17 protein-coding genes and 1 pseudogene are annotated in these 14276 nt (G+C 52.0%); 15 read left to right on the top strand and 3 right to left on the bottom strand.

Annotated elements, in window-relative coordinates:
• Window positions 1-147: 147 nt before the first annotated feature.
• The gene (locus P1P89_19100) at window positions 148-498 is read right to left on the bottom strand and encodes a hypothetical protein (protein ID MDF1593621.1); all 351 of its coding nucleotides are present in this window, start codon (window positions 496-498) and stop codon (window positions 148-150) included.
• A 466-nt stretch (window positions 499-964) separates the two neighbouring features.
• Between P1P89_19100 and rpiB the strand changes: the two genes are divergently transcribed.
• The 15 genes and pseudogenes from rpiB to P1P89_19175 all read left to right on the top strand — a co-directional run bounded on the left by rpiB (window position 965) and on the right by P1P89_19175 (window position 11666).
• Window positions 965-1441 carry a ribose 5-phosphate isomerase B gene (rpiB, locus tag P1P89_19105; GenBank protein ID MDF1593622.1) on the top strand — a complete coding sequence of 159 codons (477 nt, stop codon included), beginning with the start codon at window positions 965-967 and terminating at the stop codon, window positions 1439-1441.
• Between the two features lie 44 nt (window positions 1442-1485).
• The gene (locus P1P89_19110; protein MDF1593623.1) at window positions 1486-2748 is read left to right on the top strand and encodes a serine hydroxymethyltransferase; all 1263 of its coding nucleotides are present in this window, start codon (window positions 1486-1488) and stop codon (window positions 2746-2748) included.
• 7 nt (window positions 2749-2755) lie between these two features.
• Window positions 2756-3217, top strand: a complete 462-nt coding sequence (locus P1P89_19115; GenBank protein MDF1593624.1) for a cytidine/deoxycytidylate deaminase family protein — start codon at window positions 2756-2758, stop codon at window positions 3215-3217.
• Between the two features lie 48 nt (window positions 3218-3265).
• Window positions 3266-3724, top strand: coding sequence for a transcriptional regulator NrdR (gene nrdR, locus P1P89_19120; protein ID MDF1593625.1), 459 nt, complete (start codon window positions 3266-3268; stop codon window positions 3722-3724).
• Window positions 3725-3776: 52 nt separating this feature from the next.
• Window positions 3777-4883, top strand: coding sequence for a bifunctional diaminohydroxyphosphoribosylaminopyrimidine deaminase/5-amino-6-(5-phosphoribosylamino)uracil reductase RibD (gene ribD / locus P1P89_19125; protein MDF1593626.1), 1107 nt, complete (start codon window positions 3777-3779; stop codon window positions 4881-4883).
• 12 nt (window positions 4884-4895) lie between these two features.
• Window positions 4896-5561 (top strand): riboflavin synthase, encoded by a 666-nt coding sequence (locus P1P89_19130; protein ID MDF1593627.1) that lies wholly within the window; start codon window positions 4896-4898, stop codon window positions 5559-5561.
• A gap of 43 nt (window positions 5562-5604) precedes the next feature.
• Window positions 5605-6819, top strand: coding sequence for a bifunctional 3,4-dihydroxy-2-butanone-4-phosphate synthase/GTP cyclohydrolase II (locus tag P1P89_19135; GenBank protein MDF1593628.1), 1215 nt, complete (start codon window positions 5605-5607; stop codon window positions 6817-6819).
• A gap of 136 nt (window positions 6820-6955) precedes the next feature.
• Window positions 6956-7429 (top strand): 6,7-dimethyl-8-ribityllumazine synthase, encoded by a 474-nt coding sequence (gene ribE / locus P1P89_19140; GenBank protein ID MDF1593629.1) that lies wholly within the window; start codon window positions 6956-6958, stop codon window positions 7427-7429.
• A 2-nt stretch (window positions 7430-7431) separates the two neighbouring features.
• Window positions 7432-7890, top strand: a complete 459-nt coding sequence (nusB, locus tag P1P89_19145; protein ID MDF1593630.1) for a transcription antitermination factor NusB — start codon at window positions 7432-7434, stop codon at window positions 7888-7890.
• Window positions 7891-7903: 13 nt separating this feature from the next.
• Window positions 7904-9286 (top strand): TrpB-like pyridoxal phosphate-dependent enzyme, encoded by a 1383-nt coding sequence (locus P1P89_19150; GenBank protein MDF1593631.1) that lies wholly within the window; start codon window positions 7904-7906, stop codon window positions 9284-9286.
• Window positions 9287-9463: 177 nt separating this feature from the next.
• The gene (locus P1P89_19155; GenBank protein ID MDF1593632.1) at window positions 9464-9727 is read left to right on the top strand and encodes a hypothetical protein; all 264 of its coding nucleotides are present in this window, start codon (window positions 9464-9466) and stop codon (window positions 9725-9727) included.
• Between the two features lie 21 nt (window positions 9728-9748).
• A complete protein-coding gene (locus tag P1P89_19160; GenBank protein MDF1593633.1) occupies window positions 9749-10375 on the top strand; it encodes an MBL fold metallo-hydrolase in 627 nt (208 codons plus the stop codon).
• A 334-nt stretch (window positions 10376-10709) separates the two neighbouring features.
• A complete protein-coding gene (locus P1P89_19165) occupies window positions 10710-10967 on the top strand; it encodes a hypothetical protein (protein ID MDF1593634.1) in 258 nt (85 codons plus the stop codon).
• Complete coding sequence (locus P1P89_19170; GenBank protein MDF1593635.1) at window positions 10964-11353, top strand: type II toxin-antitoxin system VapC family toxin; 390 nt, start codon at window positions 10964-10966, stop codon at window positions 11351-11353. Before P1P89_19165 ends, P1P89_19170 begins: the two co-directional genes overlap by 4 nt.
• Before the next feature lie 133 nt (window positions 11354-11486).
• Window positions 11487-11666, top strand: a pseudogene (locus P1P89_19175) (MBL fold metallo-hydrolase).
• Between the two features lie 160 nt (window positions 11667-11826).
• Here P1P89_19175 and P1P89_19180 read toward each other — a convergent pair.
• On the bottom strand, window positions 11827-12543 hold the full coding sequence (locus tag P1P89_19180; protein ID MDF1593636.1) for a SprT family zinc-dependent metalloprotease: 717 nt from the start codon (window positions 12541-12543) through the stop codon (window positions 11827-11829).
• On the bottom strand, window positions 12543-14276 hold a 1734-nt coding region (locus P1P89_19185), incomplete at its 5' end, for a restriction endonuclease subunit R (GenBank protein MDF1593637.1). The genes P1P89_19185 and P1P89_19180, both read right to left, overlap by 1 nt.

Consider the following 14276-nt stretch of genomic DNA (forward strand, 5'->3'; position numbering starts at 1 on the left):
AAATAGTTTGACAATTACTTCTCAAGGCCCACCAAACCCTACTTTACAAACTGACCGAGAATTGCTGTTTGGTTGGTTTCGGCCCAACCTCAGCCAGTTACGGCTTTTCAGGGCAAAGAGCCCCCGTTGATCTCGACAGGCTGGTTTCTAAAGGTAGGTTTCGACCGGGTAGTCGGGATCGATCACATAATCATCCACAGAGGGGATGGGATATGAATCCGTAATTATGGGCGGCGCGTTGGCAACGGGGCTGGGCTTGCGTTTTATATCCCAAAACCCCAAGTGTTTAAGGATTTTTTTGATCACATCCTCATCTTCAATAAAGGCGATCACTCGCATTGAACCCTGGCACCTGGGGCAGCAAAGGGGATCAACTTCATATATTTTCTGTATCAATCGGGCCCAGTTTTTTCGAAATGCCTTATCGGTCGTCTCCGGTTCCAGGATGCAGGGAATCTTATCTTCAGCGCCGGCCTTTTTTCGTTTTCCACGTGCCATCCCGCCGGGGCGGGACTATAATACCCATAGTACCGGACCATCTGTTCGCCTTTGCCCGGTACGTGGCTGCACATGGCCGCCAACCACTCCAGCGCGTCAAATACCCTGATTTTTTTTCCGCGATATTTCAGGATACTTGGCATCATGGCCGGGCTGATTAGAAGGACATGAATGATAATGGCTGTTTCTTATATCAGGGCTTCAATGGGGCGGCTTTCACGAGTATTGAAACCCGCCTTCGGCATTTTGAAACCTATGCACCCCCTTTTACCCAATAGCGGGTTTCTTTCTTAAACTCAGCAAAATTCAATTTTTTTCTTGCGGATATATTTATACAAAGTTAATAGATAAAGTTATTATTTGAAATGGAACACCAACATCTTGTGTGAAAGTCAGAGCCGTGCTAAACATAATATTTCGATCCAGATGATAACCCGCATACAGATTTTTACAGGGGGGCAGCTTTATGAGTGAAAACAAAACGCCGATTATCATCGGGTGTGATCATGCGGCCTATGCGCTCAAGGAAAAGGTCAAAGCATTTATGCTGGCAGAAGGATACCCGGTTGAGGATGTCGGCACCCATGCCGAGGCATCCGTGGATTATCCGGACTTTGCCGCAAAGGTTGCCGGAAAGGTTTCAGCCGGGCAATTCAAGCGGGGCATACTGATTTGCGGCACCGGTATCGGGATGTCCATGGTCGCCAATCGATTCCCCTATGTGCGGGCCGCACTTTGCAACGATCTTTTTTCCGCCATCATGAGTCGGCGCCACAATGATGCGAATATCCTGGCCATGGGGGGGCGGGTACTGGGAGAAGCCCTGGCGCTGGAAGTGGTGAAAGCATGGCTGGAAACACCATTTGAAGGCGGACGGCACCAGCAACGGTTAAACAAGTTCGCCAGACCGGAGGATGTCATCGGTTCATGTTCGAAAGCTTAAAGGACTATATTTTATAATTCTTATAACGATACGAAAGTTGTTACATGGTCTCTCACTTGATTCACGCAACGGATCCGGAGATTGCAGCGGTTATTGAAAAAGAGCTTGACCGTCAAAAACAGACGCTGGAACTCATTGCTTCCGAGAATATTGCCAGCGCTGCCGTGATGGCGGCCCAGGGGACGGTTTTAACCAATAAATATGCCGAAGGGTATCCGGACCGGCGGTATTATGGCGGCTGCGAGCATGTCGATACGGCTGAAAAGCTGGCGATTGAGCGGGCAAAGCGGCTGTTCAGCGCCGACTACGCCAATGTTCAGCCCCATTCAGGGTCCCAGGCCAATATGGCCGTTTACTTTGCCATGCTGGCGCCGGGGGATACGGTTCTGGGGATGGATTTGTCTCACGGCGGGCATTTAACCCATGGCAGCCCCGTCAGCTTTTCGGGAAGATTTTTCAAGTTTGTCCATTACGGCGTCCGGAAAGACTCCGGCCTGATCGATTATGATGAAATCGCAGCCAAAGCCAAGCAGTACAAACCGAAAATGATCGTTGCCGGCGCCAGCGCCTATCCGCGGATTATCGATTTTAAACGATTTGCAGCCATCGCCCGTTCGGTCAATGCCGTTCTGATGGTGGACATGGCCCATATCGCCGGTTTGGTGGCGGCCGGGGTGCATCCTTCCCCCATACCCTACGCCGATGTGGTAACATCGACGACGCACAAGACCTTGCGGGGTCCCCGCGGGGGTCTGATACTGGCCGCAAAAGATTACGGCGACCGGCTGAACAAGGAAATATTTCCGGGGATTCAGGGCGGACCGCTGATGCATGTGATTGCCGCAAAAGCGGTGGCCTTTAAAGAGGCGCTTTCCGAATCGTTTAAAGTCTACCAGAAGCGCACCGTCGCCAATGCAGGCGTACTAGCCGAGGCGTTAATGCAAGCCGGTTTAGCGCTCATATCCGGCGGGACCGATAATCATATGATGCTGGTGGACTTAAGCAGCCTCGGCATCACCGGAAAAGAGGCTGAGGCCGTTCTGGACCGTGTGGGGATAACCGTCAACAAAAATACGATCCCTTTTGACCAGCAGGGGCCGTTTGTAACAAGCGGCATTCGCATCGGCACGCCGGCGGTAACGACCCGGGGCATGCAGCGCTCCGAAATGCAAACGATAGCCGGGCTTATTGTCGACGTGTTGACGCATTCCCGGGACAGCGCCGTTATTCAGCGCTCACGAAAGACCGTTCAGGCGCTTTGCGCCGCTTTTCCCATCAATTTCGACATCACTGAAGCGAAAGGTTAAAAGTCAGATGGCAGCAGAACTGAATCGCCCCTCCTGGGAAAATTATTTTATGGGGATTACGGCGCTGGCGGCCAAGCGCTCCACCTGTCTCAGACGTTCGGTTGGCGCCATTATTGTCAAGGACAAACGGATACTGACGACCGGGTACAACGGCGCCCCCAGCGGTATCCGGCACTGCCTCGAGGTCGGCTGCCTGCGGGAGAAATTAAAGGTGGTCTCCGGTGAGAGACACGAGCTGTGCCGCGGCATCCATGCTGAGCAGAACGCCATTATCCAGGCCGCTTATCATGGTGTTTCCATCAAAAATTCGACCCTTTATTGCACCAACCTGCCCTGTTCCATTTGTGCTAAAATGATTATCAATGCCGGCATAAAAAAGATTTATTATCAGTCAGGATATGCGGACGCCATTTCTGCAGACATGTTGCAGGAGGCGTCCGTTGAATTAATAAAAGTTGATGACAAATAGGGGAGTTGCAGGTCAACAGGCTTCTTATCGCCAGGCAGGAGGAAATTCATGAAATGTCCGTATTGTGCAGAGGTTGATAACAAGGTCATTGATTCAAGGTTGAGCAAGGACGGCAATGTCATCAGGCGGCGCCGGGAATGCCTGCTGTGCACCAGGCGTTTTACGACATATGAGCATATCGAGGAAATCCCCATCATGCTTGTCAAAAAAGACGGGCGCCGGGAAGAGTTCAACCGCGACAAGGTCCGGATGGGGATGATCCGGGCCTGTGAAAAACGGAACATCAGCGTCAATCAGATTGAGGAGTTTATCGAAGAACTGGAGCGCGACCTGAAAGAAACCGGCGAAAAGGAGATTCCCGCCAGGGAAATCGGCAAGCGGGTTATGGAAAAGCTTCACCAGCTTGATGATGTTGCTTATGTCCGCTTTGCCTCTGTTTACAGGGAGTTCAAGGATGTGAATGATTTCATGTCTGAATTAAAAAATTTACTCAGCAAGCAGGACTGATGATTGGGTTTCAGTATTCAAGGCAGGTGCATGCGAACGGGCGATATTGTCCATGAATGACGAAACGGTCATGAAGAAGGCGCTGGACCTTGCCGGAAAGGGGGTTGGGTTTACATCGCCCAATCCAATGGTCGGCGCCGTGCTGGTTAAAGACGGCAAGGTCGTCGGCACAGGGTACCACCAAGCCGCCGGAAAGGCCCATGCCGAAGTCAACGCCATTGATGCGGCCGGTCCGCTGGCGAAGGGGGCCCTGCTCTATGTGACGCTGGAGCCGTGCAATCATGTCGGTCGAACCCCCCCGTGCACGGAAAAGATTCTGGCCGCCGGGATCAGTGAGGTCGTGGTGGCCATGTTGGACCCCAATCTCAACGTTACGGGCGGCGGCGTCGATTATTTGCAGCAACGGGGCATCCCGGTCCGAACGGGAGTCTGTGAGGCCGAAGCCAGAAAACTGAATGAATATTTCATCAAATACGTTACGACCCGCCGCCCGTTTGTGACGGTCAAGTGTGCGGCGACCCTGGACGGTCGAATTGCCACCCGAACCGGCGATTCAAAATGGGTGACCGGTCCGGAGTCAAGGGCGTTTGTCCACCGGCTGCGGCATGCCGTGGATGCCATTATGGTGGGTATCCATACGGTTCAAAAGGATGATCCCACTTTAACCACCCGGATAGACGGTAAAGGGGGGAAGGACCCCATCCGGGTCATTCTGGATACCCGTCTTTCCATTTCAGAAGATGCGAAGGTATTGCGGCCCCAATCCGATTCTGCTACAATCCTTGTCAGCGCTGCGCCTGTTACGGATGCACAAAAAAAGAAAAAGGACCGGCTGGAAAAAAAAGGGGTGCGAATTGTTGCGGCACCGCTAAAGGGGGGCCGGATCGACCTGGACCCATTGATGGATCGGTTGGGGGGCGACGGCATCACCAGCCTGTTGATAGAAGGGGGCGCGGAAGTCATCGCGTCTGCCCTGGCCGACGGCATTGTGGACAAGGTTTTCTTTTTTTATGCGCCGAAAATATTGGGCGGCGATGATGGTGTGCCCATTTGCAGGGGCACTGGGCCGGAGCTGATGGAAGGGTGTATTCGGGTCCGGGATATGGATGTCCGCCGGTTCGGAAGCGATGTGCTGCTGGAAGGATATATTGCCAAATAATATGGGTTGCCTATGTTTACAGGTATTATAGAAGGGCTTGGAACCGTTGTAAAGCTGAGATCTTCCGGCGGGGGCAAGCGGCTTGCGGTTACGACCGATCTTGAGCTCAAAGAGATGAAGATCGGCGACAGCATTGCGGTAAACGGCGCCTGTTTGACGGCGGTAGTGATCAGCGCCAATCGTTTTGAGGCGGACCTGTCGCCGGAAACCCTCTCCCGGACGACCTTAAACAAAGTTAAAACCGGGGACCGGGTTAACCTTGAAAGGGCGCTGCGCATTTCAGACCGCCTGGACGGCCACCTTGTCTCCGGGCATATCGACGGGATCGGGACGCTATCCGGCCGGGAAGGCGATGATAATGCCGTTACCATCACCATTGCCGTTCCCGAGGCGCTCTCGCGCTATCTGATCCCCAAAGGGTCGGTCGCGGTGGACGGCATCAGCCTGACCGTCAATCACTGCAGCCATGACCGGTTTAGCGTCAGTATTATTCCGTATACGTCCAAGCTGACAACCCTGGGATTTAAAAAGAAGGGCGATGTCGTCAACATTGAAACGGACATGATCGGAAAGTATGTGGAGCGTTTTGTACAATTGCCAGGTGCCGGCCGTCAAAAAAAGCCGGCTGAAAAATCCGTGGTTGATATGGAATTGCTGCTAAAATCCGGATTTCTATAAACGGCCGACGTCCGTTATTTTAAATAAAGGAGAAACACAAAAAATGTCATTGCTGACGATGGAAGAAGCAATTAAGGAAGTTCGCAACGGTCGCATGGTGATTCTGGTGGATGATGAAGACCGTGAAAACGAAGGCGATCTGATGATCGCCGCCGAGCATGTAACCCCCGAAGCCATCAACTTTATGGCGAAGTTCGGCCGGGGGCTTATCTGCCTTGCCATGACCGCGGAGAAAATCGATTCGCTCGATCTTCCCCTGATGGTGGATAACAACACCTCAAAATTCGGTACCGGGTTTACGGTTTCGATTGAAGCTCGCTGCGGCGTTACAACGGGGATATCGGCGGCAGACCGCGCCACTACCATCCTGGCGGCCATTGCCGATGCCGCCAAACCGACCGACCTGGTCCGGCCCGGGCATATTTTTCCGTTGCGGGCCAAACGGGGCGGTGTTACGGTCCGCGCCGGCCAGACCGAGGGGTCCGTTGACCTGGCCCGGCTGGCAGGGTTAAAACCGGCCGGTGTAATCTGCGAGATTATGGATGAAGACGGCTCCATGGCCAGAATGCCGGCCCTTGAAAAATTCAGTGAAACCCACGGGGTCGGCATCTGTACGATCAAGGATCTGATCGAGTATCGCATGCGGACCGAATCTTTTGTCCGCAGGGCCGCTGAAACCGTCATACCCACCGCATTTGCCGGTGAGTTCAAAGCCATTGTTTTTGAAAACGACGTGGATGATCTGCTGCATATCGCCATGGTCAAGGGTGAAATCGACCCCGAAGAACCGGTCCTGGTCCGGGTTCATTCAGAATGTTTAACGGGCGATATATTCGGTTCGCTGCGCTGCGACTGCGGCGATCAGCTGCATAAGGCCATGGAGATGATCAACGCGGAGGGCTGCGGGGTGCTCCTGTATATCCGCCAGGAGGGTCGGGGGATCGGACTGGTGAACAAATTAAAAGCCTATGCCCTGCAGGACCAGGGGCTGGACACGGTCCAGGCCAACACCGAGCTCGGGTTCAAGCCGGACCAGCGAAACTACGGCATCGGGGCACAGATTATCGCCAATCTGGGGGTGAAGAAGATGCGTCTGATGACCAATAACCCCAAAAAAATGGTGGGGCTTGAAGGCTACGGCCTGCGGATTGTCGAGCAGGTTCCCATTGAGATCAAACCGAATGAATTCAACCGTTGCTACCTGGAATGCAAAAAATTCAAAATGGGGCATCTGCTGAACATCGATGCAGCCCCTTGAGGTTCATGGCGCCATTTGGGTGTGTAAATAATTCGGGACTATATTTCCCTGCAGTTGCATAAAAAACACGATAAATTATAGAAAAAGGAATTATATTTGCGCCAACCGGGCAAATGGTAAACCGAAAGGAGCATAAATGCCGAAAATTTTTGAAGGAAATCTTATTGCCAAGGGAAAGAAATTTGTACTGGTGGCCAGCCGGTTTAACGATTTCATCACCGATCGACTGGTGGGCGGCGCCATGGATGCATTGCTGCGCAGCGGGGTTAAAGATGCCGATATCGACATCGTGAAAGTGCCGGGGGCGTTTGAAATTCCGCTGATTGCCAAAAAAATGGCATTTAAAAAGAAATACCATGCGGTCATCTGTCTGGGTGCGGTCATCCGGGGCGCGACCCCCCATTTTGATTATGTCAGTTCGGAAGTATCCAAGGGGATTGCCATGGTCAGCATGGAATCCGGCGTACCGGTGATTTTCGGAATTATCACATCAGATACGATCGAGCAGGCCATTGAGCGGGCAGGCGCCAAAGCGGGCAATAAAGGCTGGAGCGCTGCCATGACCGCCGTTGAAATGGTAAACCTGATTGAAGCTGTCGACCAGAAGTAAATATGGGAAATCGTCGTCGGGCAAGAGAACTTGCCATGCAGGCTCTTTTTTATATGGATATGCGCCAAAAGAGTTCAGGGGAGATGCTGGAACTCTATTGCCACTGCTTTGCACCGTCTAAAAAAAACCTACCCTTTTTTATGGAACTGGTCAACGGGGTAACGAATAACAAGCTGCAAATAGACGGGATCATCGAGCGCTTTTCCAACAACTGGAAAATCAGCCGGATGTCTTGTGTGGACAGAAATATCATGCGGATCGCCGTGTATGAGATGCTGTTTTGCCGGGACATCCCGCCAAAGGTTTCCATCAATGAGGGTATTGATGTGGGCAAGAAGTTCGGTACGGAGGAGTCCGGCGCTTTTATTAACGGAATTCTGGACAGCATCCGTGTGGCTCTGGACAATAAGGTTATTGACATCAACGGGATCGAGCAGTCAGACAGAATAAATTCGCTGTAAGGAGGAGGAAATTATGGAGGTCAGAAAGGTTGTTTTAACTGAGGATGAAATGCCGCGCCAATGGTACAATATTCTTGCGGACATCAAGATGAACCCCCCCCTGGGACCGGACGGCAAGCCCATCGGTCCGGAAATGCTGGCGCCGGTTTTTCCCATGAACCTGATAGAGCAGGAAGTCAGCACGGAAAGGTGGATCGATATACCGGAAGAAGTCATCAAGGTTCTGCAGATCTGGCGCCCCTCTCCTCTGGTCCGGGCGCTGACGCTCGAAAAAGCGCTGGGCACCCCCGCTCGGATTTATTTTAAGAATGAAAGCGTCAGCCCGCCGGGAAGTCATAAACCGAATACGGCCGTTCCCCAGGCGTATTATAACAAGGTCTTCGGCATCAAACGCATGACCACCGAAACCGGGGCCGGCCAGTGGGGCAGTGCATTGTCATTTGCATGCTCCCAATTCGGGATTGAATGTAAAATCTTTATGGTGCGCATCAGTTTTGATCAGAAACCCTATCGAAAATCCATGATGGAAGCCTGGGGCGGCAAATGCGTGGCCAGCCCCAGCACCGAAACCAAGGCCGGCCGGGATATTCTGGCAAAATATCCCGACACCCCCGGCAGTCTGGGCATCGCCATCAGCGAAGCCGTTGAGGCGGCCGTGAGCGACCAGAGCGGCAAAACGCGCTATTCACTGGGGAGCGTTTTGAACCATGTGATGCTGCACCAGACCATTATCGGTCTGGAGGCCAAAAAGCAGATGGAAAAAATCGGGGAATATCCCGATGTCATTATCGGATGCGCCGGCGGCGGAAGCAATTTCGCCGGTCTTGCGTTTCCCTATGTTTATGACAAAATTAACGGAAAAGAAATTGAAATTTACCCGGTTGAACCGGCGGCCTGCCCCACCATGACAAAAGCGCCGTTTGTGTATGATCACGGGGATACGGCCGGATACACCCCGCTGCTGCCCATGCACAGCCTCGGACATACCTTCATGCCGCCGCCGATCCACGCCGGCGGACTGCGCTATCACGGCATGGCGCCCACCGTAAGCCAGCTGGTAACCGAGGGGATTATTACGCCCAAAGCAGTTGCCCAAACACCGGCTTATGAAGCCGGCGTGTTGTTTGCGAGAACCGAAGGGATCATTCCCGCTCCGGAGACAACCCATGCCCTGGCCACTGTCATTGAAGAGGCTAAAAAAGCCAAGGAAGAGGGCAAGGAAAAGGTCATTCTGTTTAACTGGAGCGGCCATGGCCTGCTGGACCTGGGCGCTTATGATAAATATTTTGCCTGTGAACTTGAAGATTGCGTTCTATCGGAAGAGGAAATATCAAAATCCAAGAAAGTATTTGAAAAGTTTCCCAAACCGCAGAAACTGGTGAGCCGCATCAGATAACGGTTCTCATTCGGGAGAACCGATTGCTGAACGGATTTATATTGATTTGATCCGATGCTCCGGCCCCTTTTGCGGGCCGGCGCAATTTGCGGTGTAGAGTTTCTCAATCACTGAGAGACCTTTTGGAAATGCTTATTTTCAGCCGCCGGATAATTCCATTTCAATCGGAAAAACTTTATGGACGAACGATTTGACCCGCTTGAGCGGCGCTGTCCCCGGCTGGGCGGACCCGTGACGTTTGCTTATTGTAAAGGGTGCGGCGATCAGAACCAGCCCTGCTGGAAGGCCATCGACTGCTGGTGGGAGCACTTTGATATCGTGTCGTATCTGCAGGAGAACCTGCCGGCGGAAGCATTTCAAAAGTTAATGGATGCCCGGCCAAAGCCCAAACTCAGCAGCCTGGTTGAATTAATTGAGCAGGCCCAAAAGCGGACAAGTTGATTTCATAAATAGGAGGCGATTTTGATTATTAAAGCATTGGTTGTCGGGCCGATCATGGCAAACTGTTTCATCGTCGCTTGTGAAGATACCCGGGCTGCGGTGGTTATCGATCCGGGTGCGGATGCGGACAAAATTCTGATGGCGCTGGCCCAATTGAAACTCACCGTAAAGTATATCCTCAATACCCATGGCCACTTTGATCATGTCAGCGCAAACAAGAGAATGAAGGATGCCACCGGCGCTGAAATTTTAATCCATAGCCTTGATGCGCCCATGCTGAGCCGCCTTTCGGCCAGCGCAGCCGCCTGGGGGATGTCGGCCGAAGACTCTCCGGCGCCGGATCGGACCCTGGCGGACGGCGATACGGTTGCCTTCGGCAACATCACCCTGGACGTGATTCATACCCCCGGGCACACCCCCGGCGGCATATCCTTCAGCACGGACGGTCATGTGTTTGTGGGCGACACCCTGTTTGCCGGTTCCATCGGACGCACCGATTTTCCGGGCGGCAACCATGAAACCCTGATCGCCAGCATCCAGAACAAACTGTTTCTGCTGGGCGACGAAGTGCGGGTTCTTACCGGACATGGGCCGGAAACCAGCATCGGCCAGGAAAAACGTTTCAATCCGTTTGCCGGGCTGCGATAAAGGGTTGCTCGAAAAGGTGATATCCGGGAAATATCTCAACTGGACATGGTGGGGTTAATTGTCAGCTTCAGGGTTTAATTCATAGAAACTTTGAAACTTAAGGGCGTGCCACCTAACACACCTAACACCTAATTCCACCGAATACACCTAACAAAGACATCGTTTTAAGGCTAAAAAACAGACCTTTTTTTGAGCCAGACTCCATAACTGGTAAGCAGTTAACTTGGCCCGACCCCGCCCCGGAGGGAATCGTCCGGAATATGCAGCCGGAATATGCAGATTGACAGGCTTAATTTCTTACGTTATATTCTTACGTAAGAATTTGGAGGTCATCATGGATAAGATTATGTCAACCCGAATCGATGAAACCGTGATTCAGCATATCGGCCTGCTGGCAAAAAAGTTGGGAACATCAAAAAAGGCCGTTCTTGAAAATGCCGTACGCTGTTATTCTGAAAAGGTTGTCGCCGAACAGGATTTCGATATTTTGACCCATACCTTTGGAAGCTGGAAGCGCGATGAATCGGCGGTCGAAACCGTGCAATCGATCAAGGATACTATGCGCAAGTCACAGGAAAGGCATAGGCGTTGAAAGTATTTATCGATTCCGATGTTCTCATTTGGCATTTGCGAGGTGAACGCAAGGCGTTCAATCTGCTCAGAAGACTACGTGATAAGGAGAAGTTAGAGCTGTGGACCGGTGCGATGCAGCGAGCCGAAGTGGTTTTTTTCATGCGCCCGGCTGAACAAAATGCAACCCTTTTATTCCTATCTCAGTTTCAGACCGCACCGGTTGATCAACATATCATCGACAAAGCGGGCGAGCTTTATCGCAGATGGAACTCTCGCCATGGCACCGATATCAATGACGCCATTCTGGCCGCCACTGCCATAAAGGCCAACGGAGAAATATACACATTAAATACAAGGCATTATCCAATGCCTGAAGTGACTGTTCGGCGGGCATGGAAAGCATAGCAGCTTTCACGGCCATTTCTTAAAAGCCCTTTTTAAAAACCAAAACCTTCGCATTAAGGTCAAAAAACAGCCATCCTTTTAGTCCAATCCCTCGACTGGTGCGCGTTTAGCTTGTCCCGACCCCGGAATACTGGTCTTTGCCGGCTCCATCGGGCGCACCGATTTTCCGGGCGGAAATTATGAAACCCTGATCGCCAGCATCCAAAAGAAACTGTTTTTGCTGGGGGACGATGTGCAGGTCCTCACCGGACACGGTCCCGAAACCAGCATCGGCCAGGAAAAACGCTTCAATCCGTTTGCCGGGCTGCGTTAGAACTGATTCTTATAGCGGTTGTCAAAAAAACGTTCCGTTATCTCAATGTTTTTTTCTACAACCGCTTATACCGCAATTCATTGTTTTGGAACTTTATTATGGAAAGCGGTATAAATCGTATTCTCTCTTTTTGTAAACCAAAAGAGGTAAGGGCGTTAATTCAATAAGCCCAAGCCTCATGGCTGACCGGCAACCGATTTAATTGCGCCTGATAGAACTGCCACTTCGGCATAAAGCGATCCATCAGCGCCCTGAAACGGTCGTTGTGGGTTGGTTCATGCAAATGTGCCATTTCATGCACAATAATGTATTCAAGGCACTCCGGCGGCTTTTTGGCGAGTTCTGTGTTAAGACGAATGTGGCGTGCACTATGGTTGCAGCTGCCCCATTTGGTCTTCATCCGTTGCACAAAGAACCGCTTTACTTTTACACCCAGCAACGGCTCCCACCTGGCGATCAGGGGCGTAATAGCATTCTTGAGCTGCTCGCGGTACCAGTCCTCCATGATGGCTTGCCGTCGTTTTTCATCCGTACCCGGACGCACCCGCAACAGTATCCTGCTATGTTTCAATTCGACGGATGGTGCCTGGTTGCTTTCAAAGATCTTTAAAAGATAGCGCTTTCCCCAGACGTAGTGACTCTCGCGGTTCAGGTATTCACGAGGGGTTTCACGGTCTTGTTCTTTAAGATTCTTCTGTTGCTGCTTAATCCAACCAAGTTTGGAAATGGCAAAAACTCGAATGGTGTCGATATTCATACGCAAAGGCGCAGAGATCCGCACCCGACCGGTCGGAGGATGGACACTCAAATGGACATTCTTGATGTCCTTAAGCACCACGTCCACCGAAATATTTCCCAGCTTGAGCTGTCTGACCATCAATATTCTTTCTGAGCTTTAATGATGAGAAAGATTCGCTCCACTTCGGCCTCGTTTTGCAAGACCTGGTACAGCGCCGCCTTGATGACCTGTTCTTTTGGGCCGCCATTGTCACGCCAATCATCCGGCCGAACCTGTTTGACCGTTTCGTCAATCCGAAGCGCCAGGTTCAAAGTTGGAACGTTAAAGCTTCCAAATTGAGCGATCTCTTCATCAACTCCTTGCTTCACCACCCGTTTAAGGTTGTTATATAGCGCTCGTTTGCCGGGGGTATCCAGCGTTTGGGGGGTATCATCCGCCTTTCCCGCTTCCACCTTCCGCGCCAGATCAGCGATGCGTTTGAGATATTCCTCATACTCGATCGCCTTGGCCTTGCGGGCGGCAATAATCTCGTTCAGCAGGGCCGACATTTTCTCATAGTAGACCGGGTCGTTCAGGTGTTCTTTGATGATCTTACGGCGAACATTGTTCTCGATAGTCTCGGCAATAGCGTTTTTATTGCCTTTCAATCCGCCGAGCTGGGTTGCAATCGCATTGGCGATGCCGGTCTTTACAATTAAATCAAGCAGCGACATCCCGTCGAAGGGTGAAATTTTTCGCGGTTCATCAGCCTCGATATAGGTGTCGATCAAGTGCCGCATATCGGCTTCATAGGCCTTGAGGTCAATACTTTCGCCGCTGGCCTTGCGGATGATCTCGCGGACATTCAGATAATGGTCGCGTTGCCCCTTGATTCTGGTGATGTCTGCTGAGCTGTAACCGGCCGGTTCCAATTCGTCCGAGATGTTGGCATACGCCCGCACCATGGCGACGGTCGCCTTATAAAGCGCTGCGCGTTGCGGTTTGCGTTCCTGCAATGCGGTGGGAATTTCCGTATTGCCGCAGAAATAGTGGATGTGTTCCAGCTCGCCCTTGGGTGGTTCCACAGGCTCACACAGCAGGGCCAGCGTTTCCATTGCTTGATCCAGCCGTTCCTTTCCCTTTTTAAGCCGCTCCTGCAGCAGCACCTCCGGAGCCGCTCCGCCCGCACTATGATCCAGCTCGGAAGTGTATACCGCAATGGCATTTTCGACCTTTTTGAACAGATCTTTATAGTCCACAATATAGCCAAAGTCCTTGTCCTCGCCGTCCAGCCGGTTCGTGCGGCAAATCGTCTGAAACAGGCCGTGATCCTGCATGGACTTGTCGATATACAGGTAGGTGCAGGGCGGCGCGTCGAAGCCGGTGAGCAGCTTGTCCACCACCACCAGCAGCTTCATGTTCGCCGGCTCTTTGGTGAACAGGTTCTTGGTTTGCTCCTCGTAGGTTTCTGTTTTTGTCATTCCCGGTTTGGCGTTTACATCCTTTAGCAGTTCGTTATAGGTATTGTAGATGAACTGCCTGTCGGTCTCGGTATTCGCTCCGGTCTCCTCCTTGGTCACATCCTGAGCCTGCGGATTGTAAGATGTTATTACCGCGCACTTTCCCTTGAAAGGCGTCTTCTGAAAGAGGTCAAAATACTTGCAGGCCTCGTAAATGCTCGACACTACTAGGAGGGCGTTGCCGCGTTCGCCGGACAGCCGGGGCTTTACGCTGAAGTCAAAGATGATATCGCTTACCACACGGTCCATGCGCGCCTTGGAACTAAGCACGTTCTGCATGGTGCCCCACTGCTTCTTCAGCTCGTCCTTCTGCCATTTATTGAGCCCCTTGGTCTTGGCATCGAACCATGCATCGACCTTGTCTTTGGAGCC

The sequence above is a fragment of the Desulfobacterales bacterium genome, from assembly GCA_029211065.1.
Taxonomy (GTDB): domain Bacteria; phylum Desulfobacterota; class Desulfobacteria; order Desulfobacterales; family JARGFK01; genus JARGFK01.